Below are 16,003 nucleotides of genomic sequence, written 5' to 3' on the forward strand. Positions count from 1 at the left end.
ATAGCCGCGTCTTGATCGGGGTGCCGGGATGTTTGCGCTGACGCGGATCGTGCTTCAGGCGGATTTGCGGGACTACCGCTTTGATACCGTGCGCCTGATTCCGGGAAATGATGCATTCGGCCTGAAAATAATTCGGAAGCCCGCAGACGATCCGATGCATGACAAGATCACTGCGATTCTCGGTGCCGGCGGCAAAATGACCCAGCAGTTGCTGTCTGATCCCGAATGTATAAGCAACCTGATGGCGACCGACGATCCCAGTCTGACATTCCGTGTCATGTCACAGGCCGTTATTGCCGAGGACGGAAAATCAGAGTTGAAGGCGCATAAGGACGCGCCAGACTTCTATCGTTTTGCCAAGGCGATCGAGGCTTGCCCGCGCCCATGAGTTACCAAAGCACGATGACGTTTGCCCCCGGCGGGGCTTCTGCGGATACTCTGCCGACTGGCGAGATCGTTGCAATTCCGCCTTTGAACTTTCGATTGAAATCGGAAGATAAGGCCAAGGCGCTGGCCCATAGCTTTGGGAATTATACTGCTGAAAACAATTGCCAGAAATCTTCCCGGCCCTGAACTGGGCGGATCCGCCCGGCCCAGTTCACCCACGCGCCGAAATGAAAACCCCCGCGGCCTTGCGGCTGCGGGGGCTTTCTGAACCTTCCGGTCCGCGCGTCTTAAAGTGCGCCTTCGCGCTGTGCTTTTTTACGAGCCAGCTTGCGGGCACGACGGACGGCCTCGGCCTTTTCACGGGCTTTCTTGACCGACGGTTTCTCGAAATGCTGCCGAAGCTTCATTTCACGGAAAACACCCTCGCGCTGAAGCTTTTTCTTCAGAGCACGAAGCGCCTGTTCGACGTTGTTGTCGCGAACGTTGACCTGCATGTGGTTGTCACCACCTTCCTAGGTTAGAGTTGCAAGATTGCAGGAAGCGCCCCCATATCAGCGGGACCCCGCTTTGTCCAGCAAGTGTTGAGGATGCGATGGAACATGAACGCGAAAAGCTGCTGGATGCGGCGTTGGAACATGTGCCCTTCGACGGCATGAACGAAACCGCGCTGCTGGCCGGGGCGCGCGATCTGGGCATCTCGCCCGAGATGGTGCGGGTGCATTTCCCGCAAGGTGGCGCCAGTCTGGCGGCGGCCTATCACCGGCGGGGCGATGCGGCCTTGCGCGACTGGATGGCGGCGACGCCACCCGAAGGACGCTACAGCCAAAGGGTGGCCGGGGCGATCTGGCAGCGACTGGCGCTGGTGCAGCCGGAACTGGTGCGCGCGGGCGCGACGGTGCTGTCGCTGCCCCAGCACGCGGGTCTGGGCGCGCGGCTGGTCTGGGAAACCGCCGATGTGATCTGGGACGGGCTGGGCGACACATCGCGCGACGTGAACTGGTATACGAAGCGGGCGACGCTGTCGGCTGTCTATGGCTCGGCGGTGCTGTTCTGGCTGGGCGACGAATCAGAGGGCAAGACCGAGACACGCGCCTTCATCGACCGCCGCATCGACAACGTCATGAGCTTCGAGAAATTCAAGGCGCAGGCGCGCAAATTCCCCGGCGTGGCGGCGCTGACCGATCTGGCGACGGGCTGGATGCGCGCGCCCGGCCCCCGCGATCTTCCCGGCAAGACAAGTGAGGACAAATGATCCCCGACGACATGAACGCAATCGAAATCACCGAATTCGGCCCTGCCGATGTGTTGCAGCCCCGCCGCCGCGCGGTGCCGGTGCCCGGCAACAACCAGATTCTGATCAAGGTGGCGTGGGCCGGGGTGAACCGTCCTGACGTGGCGCAACGCGCAGGCAGTTATCGCGCGCCGCCCGGCGCATCCGATCTGCCGGGGCTGGAAGCCTCAGGCGAGGTTGTGGGACTGGGCGCCGGCGTCACCCGCTGGAAAAAGGGCGACCGGGTGACGGCGCTGCTGCCGGGCGGCGGTTACGCCGAATATGTCATCTGCAACGCCGATCATGCGCTGGCAATCCCCAAGGGCCTGACCCTGCGCGAGGCCGCCTGCCTGCCCGAGACCGCCTATACCGTCTGGTCCACCATGGTCATGCGCGGCGGGCTGAAGGCGGGCGAGCGCTTCCTGATCCATGGCGGCACCTCGGGGATCGGTGTGATGGCAATCCAGATTGCGCTGGCGATTGGCGCGCGGGTCTGGGCGACGGCTGGCAGCGCCGAAAAATGCGCCCAGATCGAAAAGCTGGGCGCCACGGCGATCAACTATCGCGATCAGGATTTCGTCGCCGTGATGGAACAGGAAGGCGGCGCCGATCTGATCATCGACATGGTCGGCGGCAGCTATATCCCGCGCAATATCAAGACGCTGGCCGATGACGGGCGGCTGGTCCAGATCGCCTTTCTGGAAGGTCCGAAGGCCGATCTGAACTTTGCCCAGATCATGATGCGGCGACTGACCGTCACGGGCGCGACCCTGCGGCCGCAATCCGATCTGGCCAAGGCGCGGATCGCCGATCAACTGCGCGCCCATGTCTGGCCGCTGGTTGAATCGGGCAAGGTCCGCGTGATGATCGACAGCGAGTTTCCCTTTGAACAGGCGGCAGAGGCGCATAAGCGCATGGAAAGCAGCCAGCATATCGGCAAGATCGTGATGCAGGTGGCGGGGGGATAACCCCGCCATCCGGCTTGCCTTTCATCCGCGCTCGGGCCAATCTGTCAGCAGCCTTTCCATGTGCGGCCAGGGTTCCATTGCGCCAAGCAAGCTGGTCCAAGCGCCGTCATGAGCCGCGTGGCAGACACCCGAGGACGAAAAGACCAGAGGGGATGGACAGGGCGTGATGAAACACGTCTGTCGCCAATATCGAGGTCTTGAATGTCCCTTTCTGCCTTTGCCCTGGTCATTGTGGCCGCCTTTTGCCACGCAACCTGGAATTTTTTCGTCAAGCGGATCAATGGCGGGCCAGAACTGATCTGGCTGTTCTCGGTCCTGTCGGTGCTGATCTATCTGCCGCTGGCGCTGTGGATCGCTATCGTCCAGCGCCCGGATTTCGGCCTGTGGCAACTTGGCTTCGTGCTGGGCAGTATTGCGTTGCATCTGGGCTATTTCACGCTGTTGCAGGCAGGCTATCGAAAAGGCGATCTGTCGCTAGTCTATCCCACGGCGCGGGCCACCGGCCCGATGCTGTCGACCCTGCTGGCGGTCCTGCTGCTGGGCGAGGCCGTCAGCCCGCAAATGGCCGTCGGCGCCGCTATCATCGTGCTGGGCGTGCTGATGCTGACCGGCGGCGTCAGGTCAGGCGCGCGGCAGGTGTCGGCCTCGCTGGCCTTTGGCCTGGGCGCAGGGATGCTGATCGGCAGCTATACCGCATGGGACGCCTATGCCGTCTCGGTGCTGCTGGTGCCACCGCTGCTGCTGGATTACGCCTCTAATCTGGGGCGGGTGGTGCTGCTTGCGCCGATTGCCTTGCGGCGGCGGCAGGCGATGCGGCTGCAATGGGCGCAACATCGCGGCGGGGTGCTGGCCATCGCGATCCTCAGCCCTCTGGCCTATATTCTGGTGCTGCATGTGCTGACCTATACGCCAGTCGCCTATGTCGCGCCGCTGCGCGAGACCAGCGTGCTGTTAAGCGTGTTGGCAGGCAGCCTTCTGCTGAGCGAGGGTCATCTGCGCCAGCGCCTTGGCTGGGCGGCGGTGATCCTGACCGGAATGGTGATCCTGATTTCGGGGTGATCCTGCTGCCCCGATACAGGCTGCCGCGAAGGTCAGAGCGAGAAACTTGCACAATGCGCAAATGCGACGGTTCAAAGGTCGCAACCCGACAAGACAGGTCCGCCGCATCGCGTTAGGGCCGGGGCATGCCGGAACGTGTTACCTCTGCCCTTGTCCAGCCGGTGCTGCACCGCGCCGCGCCCGGCTTCCGCGATTTCGCGCTGCTGGGCGGGCTGGAATCCTGTGTGCGCGGCATGCTGGTCGCGATCTGGCCGCTGGAGATGTATCACCAGCTGGGCAGCAAGGAAGCAGTCAGCTGGGCCTATTTCATGGTCGGCATCGCCTCGCTCTGTTGGGGGCTGGCGGTGCCCATACTTGGCCGGATCATGCCGCGCCGCTGGATGTATACGATGGCCGCGGGCCTGTATCTGCTGGCCATGTCCCTGGCCGTCACCGGCGGGCCATGGCTGACGCCGCTGGCGCTGTTGGCCATGGGTTTCGGCGTGGTGACGAACCAGATATGCATCAACGCCTATCTGATGGATTACATCTCGCGCGTGGATCTGGGCCGGTCCGAGACCTTGCGGCTGTTCTATTCCGCCCTGCCCTGGACCATTGGCCCGGCGGTGGCGGTGATCCTGTGGCAATATTGGCGGCCTGCGCCCTTTGTCATCGCCAGCCTTGCCACGCTGGTGATGCTGACGCAGTTCTGGCGGTTGCGCATGGGCAACGGCAAGGCCATCGCCCGCGCGCGCCGGCCTCATCCCAACCCGCTGGCCTATCTGGGCCGTTTCCTGCGCCAACCGCGACTGGTCGCGGGCTGGATGTTCGCGGTCACGCGATCCTCGGGCTGGTGGGTCTTCATCGTCTATCTGCCGATCTTCTGCGTCGAGGCCGGCTTGGGCGATCGCATCGCCGGGCTGGCATTCGCGCTGTCATCGCTGCAACTGTTCCTGGCCCCGCTGATGCTGCGCTGGCAGCGGCGGGTCAGCCTGAGGCGGGCGGTGATGATTGCCTTCGCCTCGGCCGCCATCTGCTTTGCCCTCGCATCGCTTGGGGCATGGTGGCCGCTGGCGGCGGTGGCCGGCATTCTTGCGGCATCGTTCTTTCTGGTCGGGCTGGATGCCTTTGGCTCGCTGCCCTTCCTGATCGCCGTGCGCCCCGCCGAGCGCACGGAAATGAGCGCGGTCTACGCCTCGTTCCGCGATGTGTCGGGGATCCTGACACCCGGCGTTGCCTTTATCGTGCTGACGCTGACGGATTCGATTCCGCTGGTGTTTCTGGTCACGGCCGTCGGCCTTGGCGCCATGTCGCTGCTGGCCGGGCGCCTGCATCCCAGAATTGGGGTCGCACGCGGCCCGGCGACCGCAGCGGCGAAATAGGGCCGGAAAAACCTAGTCCTGATCGGCCCAGGGACCGTGCTGGCCGGACTTTCCGTCATCCAGCCGTTCGAACCCATGGCGACCGAAATAGTCGCGCTGACCCTGCAACATATTGGCCGTGCCGCGCGCGGTGCGCATCGCGTCGAAATAGGCCAGCGCAGCGGAATGCGCCGGCACGGCGATCCCGTTCAACGCCGCCAGCGACACCACCTGCCGCAGCGCGCCCTCGGTCCGTTTCAGCCAATCGGCAAAGAAAGGCGCGGCCATCAGCCGGGCATCAGGCACAGCCCCAAGCGCCGAGGCCATGTCGTCCAGCATGGCCGAACGTATGATGCAGCCCGCCCGCCAGACCCGCGCGATGGCGGCACTGTCCAGCGACCAGCCAAATTGTCGGCTGGCGGCCGCGATCATTCCGAAGCCCTGATCATAGCACAGGATCTTGCCGCAGATCAGCGCCTGTTCCAGCACCTCGATGGCGGGGGCGCCGGTCTGGATCCGCTGCGGACCCGCGCCGAAAATTTCCTGCATCTCGGCACGTTCGTCGCGCCGCGCCGAGATATTGCGCGCCGTCACCGCCGCGTCGATGACCGGGATCGGCGCACCCAGATGCTGCGCCTCGATCGCGGTCCAGCGACCGGTGCCCTTCTGGCCCGCGGCATCGACGATCACGTCCAGCACCGGACCGGCGGTCACACCATCACGGGCGGCGGCAACCTTGGCGGTGATCTCGACCAGATAGGATTGCAGCGGGCCGTCATTCCAACGCTCGAAAATGGCGGCGACCTGATCGGCGCTCATCCCCAGCCCGTCGCGCATGATGCCATAGACCTCGGCGATCAGCTGCATGTCGGCATATTCGATGCCATTGTGAACGGTCTTGACGAAATGCCCGGCCCCCGCCTCGCCCATCCAGTCGGCGCAGGGCGTATCCTTGTAGCGGGCGGCAATCGCCGTCAGGATCGGGGCTGCGCGGTCCCAGTTCGCGCGCGGCCCACCGCCCATGATCGAGGGCCCATGCCGCGCCCCTTCTTCGCCGCCCGACACGCCGATGCCAAGAAACGGCAGCGGCAGTTCGGCCATGCGGCGGTTCGTATCGTTGAAATTCGCGTTGCCGGCGTCGATGATCAGATCATCCTTGGACAAAAGCGGCAGCAACGCCTGAATCTGCTGATCCACCGCATCGCCCGCCGGCACCATCAGCAGGATCATGCGGGGGGTCTTCAGCGCGGCAACCAGATCGGGCAGCGATTCGGTGGGCGTGATCCGGGCGGCCAGATCGCCGGCATCCGCCGCAAAGGCCTGGGTCACGGCGGTCGTCCGGTTCCAGACCGCGATGTCAAAACCCTTTTCGGCAATGTTCAGCGCAAGCGCCTGGCCCATCGTGCCAAGACCGATCAATCCGATATCGCTGTTGCCCATGTGCCGCTCTCCTATCGCACCTGTTCCATCAGGACCGCACCCTGGCTGCAATCGCGCCGCACATCCTGACCGCAATCGCGCGGTTCCAGGTCGCGGGTCAGGCAGATGCGCACCTCTTGCAGGTCCTGCCCTTTGCAGGTGACGGTTATCCCGTCGCGCGTCAAGGCCGGGTTGGCCTCGATGAATGCCTCTTCGATGACGGCGGGCGGCACGCGAACATCGCGCGGCAGGTCGTCGAACACCGCCGGCACCGGCGCCACGGCGGCCGCATCGCGGATCGCCTGATAATAGCCGCGCGCCGACAGGCCCGAACAGCGCCCGTGCTTTTGCCACTGATACCAGGCCAGCCCACCCGACCCCATGATATCGCCCATTGCCTGACTTTCCCGGCGCGAAGGGTCGCGTTCATCGGTGCCGCAATCCTGCGGCCAGCCGCGTTCATATTGCGGCCAAAGCCCGTGGACGACAAAGTCGATGCCGCGCCCCGGATCGCATTGACTGGCGTTGCGGGCGTCGCCGGTCTGGCTGCACCATGCCGGCGACCAGGACAGCGCCAGCACGTAATAGTCGAACTCGCCCGCGACGGGCTGCGCGGCGGCGGGTCCCGCCACCAAGGACAACCCCGCCAGTATCATCGCCCTGCCCGCCTGCATTCCGCCCCTGCCCGCCAGATCATTCCACCCGAACATCGCAAAGCGCGGCGGCAAAGACCAGCACCCGCTGGCCGAATTGCGCAGATTCTGCTTTTCCCCGGCGCGACGAGCGCCTATATAGGCCGACAATTCCCCCCGAAAACGTGGAATGGCACTTGCCAAAAAGCCGTTTTCCCGGCCAGTCCAGCTATGTCTCGGGGCATTGATGCAAAGGAGAACGCCATGAACAAGCCGCTGATGGCCAAGGCCACTGCCGTTTGGCTGGTCGACAACACGACGCTGACCTTCAAACAGATCGGCGATTTCTGCGGGATGCACGAGCTGGAAGTTCAGGGCATCGCCGATGGCGATGTGGCCGTTGGCGTCAAGGGCTTTGATCCGATCGCCTCGAACCAGCTGGATCCCGAGGAAATCAAGAAGGGCGAGGCAAGCCCCGCCTATCGGCTGAAGCTGAAGCATAACCCCGCCGCCGATGGCGAGGAAAAGCGCCGCGGCCCGCGTTACACGCCGCTGTCCAAGCGTCAGGACCGCCCGGCTGCGATCCTGTGGCTGGTCAAGTTCCACCCTGAACTGGCTGATGCCCAGATCGCCAAGCTGGTCGGCACCACCAAGCCGACGATCCAGGCGATCCGCGAACGGACCCATTGGAACATCGCCAATATCCAGCCCATCGACCCGGTCGCCCTGGGTCTGGCCAAGCAATCGGAACTGGATGCCGCCGTCCAGAAGGCCGCCAAGAAACGGGCCGCCGAAGGTGGCGTGATGACCGATGACGAACGCCGCAAGCTGGTGTCCACCGAAACCTCGCTGGTCATGGGCGAGGAACCGCGTCTGCCCACCGCCATCGCCGGGCTGGAAAACTTTACCCTCACCCGCGATGATGACGACAAACCCGAGCCGGCCCTGGATGCCGACAGCTTCTTCAACCTGCCCGATTCCGACGAGGATGACGACGAGGACGAAAACGACCGCCGCTAATGGAACGGCGCGACCTTCCCGAACGCCCCGACTGGCGGGCAGAGGCCGAACGGCTGGGTTTCACCTTTGCCGACATGCATGGCGCGCCCTATTGGGACGAAACCTCGGCCTATGCCTTTTCGCTGGCCGAGATCGAGGACCGGATCGAGGATCCCTCGACCGATCTGCATGCGCTGTGCCGCGAGGCGGTCGACCTGATCGTTTCCGACGAATCGCTGATGTCGCGCATGGGTATTCCGCGCGCGCATTGGGATCTGGTGGCCAACAGCTGGCGCGCGGGCGAGCCTGAACTCTATGGTCGCATGGACCTTGCCTATGATGGGGAAGGCCCGGCCGTGCTGCTGGAATACAACGCCGACACGCCGACCTCGCTGTATGAAAGCGCCTCGTTTCAGTGGCTGTGGCTGGAACAGCAGATGGCGGCGGGCGTGCTGCCACCCGATGCCGACCAGTTCAACGGCATACACGAGGCGCTGGTGGAGCGTTGGGGTCAGATCGCCGCGCCGGAAACCGACATCCATTTCGCCGCGATGAAGGACATGCCCGAGGATTACGCCACAGTCGAGGCCCTTGCCTGGTCCGCGCGCGAGGCCGGGATGGGCGCCCATTATACCGATCTGGAAAGCATCGGGCTGACCGACAAGGGCCAGTTCGCAGACAGCGAGGACCGGGTGATCGGCACGCTGTTCAAGCTGTATCCCTGGGAAGACCTGTTCCGCGACAGCTTCGCCGACCATGTCGCCAGCTCTGGCCTGCGGCTGATCGAGCCGGCCTGGAAAGCGCTGGTTTCAAACAAGGCGATTCTGCCGGTCCTGTGGCAGATCGCGCCGGGTCATCCGAACCTGCTGCCCGCGTTCTTCCTGGACGACGTGGCCGACTCGCTGGCCGGGCGCGGCCTGTCCCGTGTGCCGGGCTTCAACGCCGTCGCCGACCGTCTGGCACGCGGCCATGTGATCAAGCCGATCTTCTCGCGCGAGGGGGCATCCGTCCGCATCGTCGAAAACGGCCGCGAGACCGAAACCGCCCCCGATCACAGCTATGACGACCAGCCGATGATCGTGCAGGAATACCGGGCCCTGCCCGTCATGGGCGGTTTCCGGCCCATCATCGGCGCCTGGATCGTGGGCCAGACCTGCGTTGGCATGGGGGTTCGAGAGGATCAGGCGCGGATCACGCAGGATCTGTCGCGCTTCAAGCCGCATTTCATCAGCGGCTGAAATGACCGGCGCGGCAAGACTTCTGCTGATCCTTGCGGGCATCGCCGCACTGGCCGGTTGCCGGCCTGACGCTGCGCCAGAAGTCCGATCCCGCATCCGCAGCTTGGCGTGGTCAACCAGGACCACCCGCAATATCGTGCGGCCTATGACCTCTGCGACCAGCAGATCTATGGCCCCGGCTTCAAGATCGGCGACACGGTCTATACGACAAAACAGGACAGCTTTGCCCAGATTCGTCCGCTGCTGGGCAAGCCGAACAAAAGCCGGGACGAACTGGATACCTTGCGGCGCTGGTCGGATGACATTCAGCCCCGCTTCATCAAATGTCTGGAGGATCGGGGCTTCGTCACCGTTCTGGCCGAAAACTGACCGCAGGGGCTGCCCGCCTTCGGGCTGTCATTCGGCGCCCGCTGCCCCTATATAAAACCCGTCATCAGGAGGCCCGCCATGCGCAAACGTTCCCGCAATGTCTCGCTCGCCATACTTGGCGCCGCAGCCTTCACCCTTGCCGGCTGCAAAAGCCAGGAAACCGATGCCAGCGCCTTCCCGGACGAGGCATCCTGCGTCGCGGCCGCCGATCAGGGCAGCTTGTTCTTCACCGCCGAGGACTGCAAGACCGCCTTTGCCGAGGCGCAGCAGAACCATCTGGAAACCGCGCCACGCTATGACAGCCTGGCGGTTTGCGAGGAACAGCACGGCGTCGGCAATTGCGGCGGCGATCCGGCGGCGCAGCAATCGGGCGGCGGCATGGGGTCGGTCTTTATGCCGCTGATGATGGGCTATCTGCTGGGTTCTGCCCTGTCGGGCGGTCGCGGGGTGATGAGCCAGCCGCTGTCGCGCACCGCCAATGGCGGCTTTGCAACACCATCGGGCGATACCCGTCTGGCCACCAATAACGGCACCGGCAAGATGGCCAGCAGCGCCTTTACCAAGGCACCGACCACCATGGGCCAACCGCCGATGAGCCGCGCGCAGGTCGCGCAGCGTGGCGGCTTCGGGCAGACGGCGAGCAGCCGTTCAGGCAGTTCGCGCGTTGGGGGTTAAGGCGACAGCCGCTTGTTACGGGTAAACCTGCGTCAGCAGATCGGACCCCAGCAGCACCCCCGGCGTCACCACGGCCAGCCCGTTCCATTTGCTGATCTCTGTCCAGCATTCATCCGGCGACTGCGCATTCTGCAAAGGCAAGCTGTTACGCCCCAGATCAGCCAGCCGGATTGGCTTTCCCGGAACGACCCCACCATTCAGCGCGGCAACAAAGGGCGGTTCCGCGTTGTAATAGCCGTCATTGCCGAACATGATCCGGTCGTCATGCGGCGCATCATAGGCCACGAGCAGGCTGAAACTGGCAAGAGGCCCCATTTCCATCTGCAAACCCGGCGCGTTCGGGTCCAGTGATGCCAACCGATAGGCGGCATAATCGCTGCCGGTCAGCCCATCGACAAATTCATACAGCATCACCTCGGTCACGCCCTGTTCCTGATCGGCATGGACAACCCGAGGCCCACCGCTGGATGCCCGCAAGATACCGATCGAGGCCCATTTCCCGCCTTCGGCCTGCCGGATCAGTTCATCCAACTCGTTCAGATCGTTGCGAAAGAGCAGGTCGCCGGGATGCCAGTCCCATTCGGCCTCGGCCATCATCTGGGTCCCGCCCGGTTCCTGCGCAGACGCCAGCGACGCCCGAAGGAAAGCGACGATGATCAGCCCGGAAATCGCAACCGCCCGATGCTTTGGGCACCGCAGGGCCATCACAACCTGCCAGATAAAAGCCCGCCGCGAGCCAGTCGCGGCGGGCCAATGACCTTGGCGGCGATCCGTTCAGCCGCGACCGCGAATGGCGCGCCCGGCCCAGATCAGGATACAGGCACCGACGACCGCAACCACGATCTGCCCCAGGGCACCGCCAGCCGTGGCGTCAAACAGCAGCCGGAACAGCCAGTTACCCAGCAGCGCACCCACGATGCCCAGAATGATATTGGTCAGCAGCCCATGATCGCCGCCCATGATCTTTTCCGCGATCCAGCCGGCGATAGCGCCCAGGATGATCGACAGAATCCAGCCAAAACCTTCCATATCCGTCCTCTTGCAAGTCATCAGGGCCGCAGGACCGGCCCCTGTTCCATCAAGGGAATGCACATCGGCGGCATCGCGTTCCACCAAGGCACGAAATTTTACCCGAAGCGACGGTTGGACGCCCTAGCCGCCAAGGACGACGGCATCGGGAATTTCATAGCGCTCCTGGCCGATATTGATCACCGTCAGGTCACCACGCCGTTCGGTCGTGGTGCCCGCCTGAACAACGGGACGCCCGGCCTCATACCGGATCTCGCGGCTGCCGCCGTCCGGCCAAAGAACGGTGACGGTCGCATTGCCGCCCGGCTCGCGGGTCACGCGGAAATCGCAGTCGCGCGTCGGCATCCCCAAACGGACCGAGCAGGGCAGCTTGCCGCTGGCCTCGGTCGTGGCGGGTTTCTGCGTGGGCGCGGTCGTGGTTGTGCGCGTGGGCCGGGGCTTGGGCTTGGCGGCCGAGGATAGTCTGGCAGCCGGCGCAGCCACTGGCGCAGCCGAGGTCACCGGCGCAGCCGAGGTCGCAGCGGCGACCTGATGCGGTTGCAGATATTGCTGCGCGGCCCAACCAGTGACGCTTGCGCCCTCGATGGTCTGGACCTGGCACCAGCCCTGCCCATCGACGGTCTTGCAGCCCTGGTTACGCAGCACCGTGCCGGCCTGCACGCCCGCCAGCACCGCCGCCCCGCGCGAGCCGTCCTGACGGATGTTCAAGGGCCCGGTAATGCCGGCCACGCGCCAGAAAGGCGGATTTCCGGCAGCCGTGGTCATGGCCGCCGCGGCCGCCGTCGTCGCCGCGGCCGCCGGGCTTGCGGTAGCAGCGGTCGCGCTTGGCACCGAAGAGGTGCCGCGAACCTCGATCTGCATGGTGAAAGTGCTGGTCTCGTTGCGCCGTGCCGCGGCGCGCACCAGATACGTCTGAATCGTATAGGTGCCGCTTTCAGTCAGCGGCAGCTCGGTCTTTTCGCCCTGCGTCGCGCCAACGAACAGCGCCTGCGAATTGCCCGGCACGTCCCCCGGCGCGAAGACGTTGAAAGAGGTGCCGGCATTGTCCGACGTGATCGAGATCGCCAGCACCTGCCCGGCCGACGCCGTCACCTTGTGGAACGCGCTGTCATAGCCGTTGATCGTCCCGGCAACCGACGTGCCGGTGTGCCCCGCCGGGAACTGCACCGTGGTCGTCGTATCCGCGGCCAGTGCACTGCCCGCAGAAATTGCCAGCGCCAGGACGCCGGCCAACACCTTGCCCACCATCTTCTGCCTCATCAGTTTATCGTTCTTGGCGACAGGAATCGCCAAAAAACGCCTGCTGAGCAAGCCGCCCTTGCGCCAAATCACGCGGAATTTTGCCGACGCCCTAGATCGACAGGCAGATATATTTCATTTCCAGATAGTCCTCGATCCCGTGCCGGCTGCCCTCGCGGCCCAGGCCCGACTGTTTGACCCCGCCAAAAGGCGCCACCTCGGTCGAGATGATGCCGGTATTCACACCGACGATCCCGTATTCCAGCCCCTCTTGCACGCGGGTGATGCGGCCGATGTCGCGGGCATAGAAGTAACTGGCCAGCCCGAAGATGGTGTTGTTGGCCTTCTCGATCACCTCGTCCTCGGTCTCGAACCGGAACAGCGGCGCCAAGGGCCCAAAGGTTTCCTCGGTCGAGACCTTCATCGCATCGGTGACGCCCGTCACCACGGTCGGCTCGAAGAACAAACCTTCTTTGCGCTTGCCGCCGGTAATGACCTTGCCGCCGCCATCGACGACATCCTTGATATGTTCCTCGACCTTCTCGACGGCGTCCTCGTTGATCAAGGGGCCGGTGGTCACGCCCTCGGCCATGCCGTCACCCACGCGCAGCTTGTCGACCGCCGCTGCCAGCTTTTCGGCAAAGGCGTCATAGACACCGGCCTGCACATAGATGCGATTGGCGCAAACGCAGGTCTGGCCATTGTTGCGGAATTTCGAGGCCATCGCGCCTTCCACCGCCGCATCCAGATCGGCGTCATCGAACACGATGAAGGGCGCGTTGCCCCCCAGTTCCATGCTGCATTTCAGCACCTGATCGGCGGCCTGACGCAGCAGGATACGCCCCACTTCGGTCGACCCGGTAAAGGTCAGCTTGCGCACAAGCGGGTTCTCGCAGAACTCTTTGCCGATATCGGATGACCGGCTAGAGGTGACGACGCTGAAAATCCCCTTGGGCAGGCCCGCGCGTTCGCCCAGAACCGCCAGCGCCAGCGCCGAAAGGGGCGTTTCCGCCGCAGGCCGCGCCACGAAACCACAGCCCGCCGCCAGCGCCGGGCCGCATTTGCGGGTGATCATCGCATTGGGGAAGTTCCACGGCGTGATCGAGGTGGCCACGCCAATCGGCTGGCGGATCACCATCAGCCGCTTGTCGGGCTGATGGCCGGGAATGGTTTCGCCATAGATGCGCTTGGCCTCTTCACCGAACCATTCGATGAAACTGGCGCCATAGGCGATCTCGCCCTTGGCCTCGGCCAGCGGCTTGCCCTGTTCGGCGGTCAGGATGCGGCCCAGATCATCCTGATTTTCCATCATCAGGTCGAACCACTTGCGCATGATATTGGCGCGCTCCTTGGCGGTGCGGGCGGCCCAGTCCTTCATCGCGGCATGAGCGGCGGCAATGGCGCGGGTGACCTCGGCGCGGGACAGGTCGGCGACCTGGGCAATCACGTCGCCACGCGCAGGGTTGGTGACGGCGAATGTCTTGCCGTCCTGCGCATTGACCCATTCGCCGGCAACATAGGCGCGGGTTTCCAGCAGCGATGGATCTTTCAACTGCGTCTTAAGATCGGTGGCGTGCTTGTTCATCTGATGTCTCCCTGCCATTGGCTTGCCAGCAAAGTTGCGCTTTTGGCGGGACAAAGCAAGCGCAAGACCAGATCGCCAATCGAGACATCGTGATGGATCCAAAACGCCCTGATGCGCATTGACCTTCAACGCCAGATTATCCCTCTTGGCGCTCTCGACTGGCGGTGCGCGACATGCGCACCGCCTTTTTGTTGCTCACCGATCGGAACCCATGGTCGAACGCCTGGCCGTAACGGCCTGCCAGCACGGCTGAAGATCGCCCGGCGCGGGACGTGCCGCATGAACGCCACGCGCGATGGCGCGGGCCAGCACGCCCGCCGCTGCATGGCCAAGCAGGAACGGATCGGCGTCCGGGTCTCGCAGCGGAACCGCCCCGGACGAGGCCGCAAAAACCAGATCACCGTCAAAAGGTGTATGGCTGGGCACCAGCGCGCGGGCCATGCCATCATGGGCCGCCGTAGCCAGCCGTTGCAGCGCGGGCTTGTCCAGCGCGGCATCTGTCGCAACGATGGCAATGGTCGTCGCTTCGCCAAGACGCTTGCCCGGACGCGGCTCGTCAGTGGCGGGGAAACCCGTTGGCGGCAGGCCAAGGCCGCCAAATTCGGACCCCATCTCCCACGGGGCGGCCCAGAAATGCGGCCCCTCGCCCACATTGGCCGAACCAAGGGCATTCACCACCACCAGCGCGCCGATGGTATAGCCCGCCTCCAGCACGGCCGAGGCCGAACCCAGCCCCCCCTTCAGCCGCGCCGTCATCGCGCCCAGCCCTGCCCCGGCGCTGCCGATGGCGAAATCGGTGCCGGCGGCGCCGAATGCCTGCCGGCCAAGAGCAGGATAGGGATTGTCCTGCCAGTCCTTGTCGCCGCCGTTCAGCAGGTCAAAGACGATCGCACCCGGCACGATGGGCACCCGCACCGGGCCGATGGCAAAGCCCCGCCCCGCCGCGTGCAGCGCCGCCATCACGCCATCGCAAGCAGCCAGCCCAAAGGCGCTGCCACCCGAAAGGACCAGCGCATCCACCCCCTGAACCAGCTTGTCCGGCGCCAGCAGGTCGGTTTCGCGCGTGCCGGGCGCACCACCCATCACATGCACCGCCGCCCCAAAAGGGGCGTCCGCAGTCAGCACCGTCACGCCCGAGCGCAGCACCTGATCCTGTGCGTTGCCGACGCGAAAGCCCGCGACATCGGTGATCAGGTTGAAGGGGCCGGGCTTCATCTGCGGACCGGCTGTGCCGCCCCTTGGCGGATATGATCGCTGCGCTGAAATCTGCTCATGTCACCTCCTGTTGCGCCGCTGGCGCTGGCCTTCGCCAATATGGCGCAATGTCTCGATCAGGATCGCCGTCAGAACACCGACATTGATCAGCCCGTTCACCGCCGCAATGACCCCCAGAATGCGCCATTCCTGCGGCAGCAGCACATCGCCGAACCCCAGCGTGGTAAAGACCGTCAGGCTGAAATAGACCGATTCCTCGATGGTCGAAAACAGCCCCAGCCAGCGAAAGGCCGTGGCCCAGACCGTCACGCTGGCGGTAATGATGAAAAGCACCCAAAGGCTGGCGATGATCATCGCGACGATCAGCTTCAGATCGAAAGGTTCGCGCACCATCCATGCCTCGCGCTTGTGGAAAAAGCGCATCATCAACAGCGCCGATCCGCCGGCAATCACCGTCGTCAGCGCCAGCAGCAGCGCGCCCCATCCGATCTGTCCCAGCATCACGACCCTTTTCCCGCCAATGCTTAAGGCGTAGCCTGCCCGGCATGCGCAAATCAATCGCCCAGCCGAACCGTCGAA

General features: G+C 64.4%; 19 protein-coding genes. 10 read left to right on the top strand and 9 right to left on the bottom strand.

Going from position 1 to position 16,003, the window contains the following annotated elements; all coding sequences use genetic code 11:
* Positions 1-28 precede the first annotated feature (28 nt).
* Positions 29-388 carry a hypothetical protein gene (locus FNJ84_RS14325; RefSeq protein WP_143793885.1) on the top strand — a complete coding sequence of 120 codons (360 nt, stop codon included), beginning with the start codon at positions 29-31 and terminating at the stop codon, positions 386-388.
* Positions 385-573: a hypothetical protein gene (locus FNJ84_RS14330; protein WP_143793886.1), complete on the top strand. Its 189-nt coding sequence runs from the start codon at positions 385-387 to the stop codon at positions 571-573. The genes FNJ84_RS14325 and FNJ84_RS14330 overlap by 4 nt, the downstream gene beginning before the upstream one ends.
* A 101-nt stretch (positions 574-674) precedes the next feature.
* On the opposite strand, the gene rpsU is transcribed toward FNJ84_RS14330, so the two are convergent.
* Positions 675-881: a 30S ribosomal protein S21 gene (gene rpsU, locus FNJ84_RS14335; protein WP_022705914.1), complete on the bottom strand. Its 207-nt coding sequence runs from the start codon at positions 879-881 to the stop codon at positions 675-677.
* Between the two features lie 98 nt (positions 882-979).
* On the opposite strand from rpsU, the gene FNJ84_RS14340 reads away from it, so the two are divergent.
* The 4 genes from FNJ84_RS14340 (at position 980) to FNJ84_RS14355 (ending at position 5,045) form a co-directional block, all read left to right on the top strand.
* Positions 980-1,639 (top strand): COQ9 family protein, encoded by a 660-nt coding sequence (locus tag FNJ84_RS14340; protein WP_143793887.1) that lies wholly within the window; start codon positions 980-982, stop codon positions 1,637-1,639.
* An 11-nt stretch (positions 1,640-1,650) separates the two neighbouring features.
* Positions 1,651-2,625, top strand: coding sequence for an NAD(P)H-quinone oxidoreductase (locus FNJ84_RS14345; protein WP_370454602.1), 975 nt, complete (start codon positions 1,651-1,653; stop codon positions 2,623-2,625).
* A gap of 201 nt (positions 2,626-2,826) precedes the next feature.
* Positions 2,827-3,684, top strand: coding sequence for a DMT family transporter (locus tag FNJ84_RS14350; protein WP_143793889.1), 858 nt, complete (start codon positions 2,827-2,829; stop codon positions 3,682-3,684).
* A 125-nt stretch (positions 3,685-3,809) separates the two neighbouring features.
* Positions 3,810-5,045 (top strand): MFS transporter, encoded by a 1,236-nt coding sequence (locus FNJ84_RS14355; RefSeq protein ID WP_143793890.1) that lies wholly within the window; start codon positions 3,810-3,812, stop codon positions 5,043-5,045.
* A gap of 12 nt (positions 5,046-5,057) precedes the next feature.
* Here FNJ84_RS14355 and gndA read toward each other — a convergent pair whose 3' ends face one another.
* Positions 5,058-6,464 carry an NADP-dependent phosphogluconate dehydrogenase gene (gene gndA / locus FNJ84_RS14360; RefSeq protein WP_143793891.1) on the bottom strand — a complete coding sequence of 469 codons (1,407 nt, stop codon included), beginning with the start codon at positions 6,462-6,464 and terminating at the stop codon, positions 5,058-5,060.
* An 11-nt stretch (positions 6,465-6,475) separates the two neighbouring features.
* Positions 6,476-7,153, bottom strand: coding sequence for a ribonuclease T2 (locus tag FNJ84_RS14365; RefSeq protein ID WP_363323854.1), 678 nt, complete (start codon positions 7,151-7,153; stop codon positions 6,476-6,478).
* Between the two features lie 186 nt (positions 7,154-7,339).
* Between FNJ84_RS14365 and FNJ84_RS14370 the strand changes: the two genes are divergently transcribed.
* The 4 genes from FNJ84_RS14370 to FNJ84_RS14385 all read left to right on the top strand — a co-directional run bounded on the left by FNJ84_RS14370 (position 7,340) and on the right by FNJ84_RS14385 (position 10,356).
* Positions 7,340-8,095, top strand: coding sequence for a DUF1013 domain-containing protein (locus FNJ84_RS14370; RefSeq protein WP_143793892.1), 756 nt, complete (start codon positions 7,340-7,342; stop codon positions 8,093-8,095).
* On the top strand, positions 8,095-9,312 hold the full coding sequence (locus FNJ84_RS14375) for a glutathionylspermidine synthase family protein (RefSeq protein WP_143793893.1): 1,218 nt from the start codon (positions 8,095-8,097) through the stop codon (positions 9,310-9,312). The genes FNJ84_RS14370 and FNJ84_RS14375 overlap by 1 nt, the downstream gene beginning before the upstream one ends.
* 108 nt (positions 9,313-9,420) lie before the next feature.
* A complete protein-coding gene (locus tag FNJ84_RS14380) occupies positions 9,421-9,681 on the top strand; it encodes a hypothetical protein (protein ID WP_143793894.1) in 261 nt (86 codons plus the stop codon).
* A 78-nt stretch (positions 9,682-9,759) separates the two neighbouring features.
* Entirely contained in the window at positions 9,760-10,356 is a 597-nt protein-coding gene (locus FNJ84_RS14385) for a DUF1190 domain-containing protein (RefSeq protein WP_143793895.1), read from the top strand.
* Between the two features lie 15 nt (positions 10,357-10,371).
* On the opposite strand, the gene FNJ84_RS14390 is transcribed toward FNJ84_RS14385, so the two are convergent.
* The 6 genes from FNJ84_RS14390 to FNJ84_RS14415 form a co-directional block, all read right to left on the bottom strand.
* Positions 10,372-11,061 carry a peptidoglycan peptidase gene (locus tag FNJ84_RS14390; RefSeq protein ID WP_143793896.1) on the bottom strand — a complete coding sequence of 230 codons (690 nt, stop codon included), beginning with the start codon at positions 11,059-11,061 and terminating at the stop codon, positions 10,372-10,374.
* 69 nt (positions 11,062-11,130) lie between these two features.
* Positions 11,131-11,385, bottom strand: coding sequence for a GlsB/YeaQ/YmgE family stress response membrane protein (locus FNJ84_RS14395; RefSeq protein WP_143793897.1), 255 nt, complete (start codon positions 11,383-11,385; stop codon positions 11,131-11,133).
* 123 nt (positions 11,386-11,508) lie between these two features.
* On the bottom strand, positions 11,509-12,645 hold the full coding sequence (locus FNJ84_RS14400) for a hypothetical protein (protein ID WP_143793898.1): 1,137 nt from the start codon (positions 12,643-12,645) through the stop codon (positions 11,509-11,511).
* Positions 12,646-12,736: 91 nt separating this feature from the next.
* Positions 12,737-14,209, bottom strand: coding sequence for an NAD-dependent succinate-semialdehyde dehydrogenase (locus FNJ84_RS14405; RefSeq protein WP_143793899.1), 1,473 nt, complete (start codon positions 14,207-14,209; stop codon positions 12,737-12,739).
* A 195-nt stretch (positions 14,210-14,404) separates the two neighbouring features.
* Positions 14,405-15,424, bottom strand: a complete 1,020-nt coding sequence (locus FNJ84_RS14410) for a P1 family peptidase (protein ID WP_143793900.1) — start codon at positions 15,422-15,424, stop codon at positions 14,405-14,407.
* Between the two features lie 60 nt (positions 15,425-15,484).
* Positions 15,485-15,925, bottom strand: coding sequence for an ion channel (locus FNJ84_RS14415; protein ID WP_255471217.1), 441 nt, complete (start codon positions 15,923-15,925; stop codon positions 15,485-15,487).
* Between the last annotated feature and the right edge of the window lie 78 nt (positions 15,926-16,003).

This window comes from Paracoccus sp. M683 (assembly GCF_007096355.1).
In the GTDB taxonomy this organism is placed as follows: Bacteria; Pseudomonadota; Alphaproteobacteria; order Rhodobacterales; family Rhodobacteraceae; genus Paracoccus.

What these genes read in the sequence shown, in the direction of transcription:
- FNJ84_RS14325 (WP_143793885.1), top strand. Translation starts at nt 29, where the DNA reads ATGTTTGCGCTGACGCGGATCGTGCTTCAGGCGGATTTGCGGGACTAC.
- FNJ84_RS14330 (WP_143793886.1), top strand. Translation starts at nt 385, where the DNA reads ATGAGTTACCAAAGCACGATGACGTTTGCCCCCGGCGGGGCTTCTGCG.
- rpsU (WP_022705914.1), bottom strand. Translation starts at nt 881, where the DNA reads ATGCAGGTCAACGTTCGCGACAACAACGTCGAACAGGCGCTTCGTGCT.
- FNJ84_RS14340 (WP_143793887.1), top strand. Translation starts at nt 980, where the DNA reads ATGGAACATGAACGCGAAAAGCTGCTGGATGCGGCGTTGGAACATGTG.
- FNJ84_RS14345 (WP_370454602.1), top strand. Translation starts at nt 1,651, where the DNA reads ATGAACGCAATCGAAATCACCGAATTCGGCCCTGCCGATGTGTTGCAG.
- FNJ84_RS14350 (WP_143793889.1), top strand. Translation starts at nt 2,827, where the DNA reads ATGTCCCTTTCTGCCTTTGCCCTGGTCATTGTGGCCGCCTTTTGCCAC.
- FNJ84_RS14355 (WP_143793890.1), top strand. Translation starts at nt 3,810, where the DNA reads ATGCCGGAACGTGTTACCTCTGCCCTTGTCCAGCCGGTGCTGCACCGC.
- gndA (WP_143793891.1), bottom strand. Translation starts at nt 6,464, where the DNA reads ATGGGCAACAGCGATATCGGATTGATCGGTCTTGGCACGATGGGCCAG.
- FNJ84_RS14365 (WP_363323854.1), bottom strand. Translation starts at nt 7,153, where the DNA reads ATGTTCGGGTGGAATGATCTGGCGGGCAGGGGCGGAATGCAGGCGGGC.
- FNJ84_RS14370 (WP_143793892.1), top strand. Translation starts at nt 7,340, where the DNA reads ATGAACAAGCCGCTGATGGCCAAGGCCACTGCCGTTTGGCTGGTCGAC.
- FNJ84_RS14375 (WP_143793893.1), top strand. Translation starts at nt 8,095, where the DNA reads ATGGAACGGCGCGACCTTCCCGAACGCCCCGACTGGCGGGCAGAGGCC.
- FNJ84_RS14385 (WP_143793895.1), top strand. Translation starts at nt 9,760, where the DNA reads ATGCGCAAACGTTCCCGCAATGTCTCGCTCGCCATACTTGGCGCCGCA.
- FNJ84_RS14390 (WP_143793896.1), bottom strand. Translation starts at nt 11,061, where the DNA reads ATGGCCCTGCGGTGCCCAAAGCATCGGGCGGTTGCGATTTCCGGGCTG.
- FNJ84_RS14395 (WP_143793897.1), bottom strand. Translation starts at nt 11,385, where the DNA reads ATGGAAGGTTTTGGCTGGATTCTGTCGATCATCCTGGGCGCTATCGCC.
- FNJ84_RS14400 (WP_143793898.1), bottom strand. Translation starts at nt 12,645, where the DNA reads ATGAGGCAGAAGATGGTGGGCAAGGTGTTGGCCGGCGTCCTGGCGCTG.
- FNJ84_RS14405 (WP_143793899.1), bottom strand. Translation starts at nt 14,209, where the DNA reads ATGAACAAGCACGCCACCGATCTTAAGACGCAGTTGAAAGATCCATCG.
- FNJ84_RS14410 (WP_143793900.1), bottom strand. Translation starts at nt 15,424, where the DNA reads ATGAAGCCCGGCCCCTTCAACCTGATCACCGATGTCGCGGGCTTTCGC.
- FNJ84_RS14415 (WP_255471217.1), bottom strand. Translation starts at nt 15,925, where the DNA reads ATGCTGGGACAGATCGGATGGGGCGCGCTGCTGCTGGCGCTGACGACG.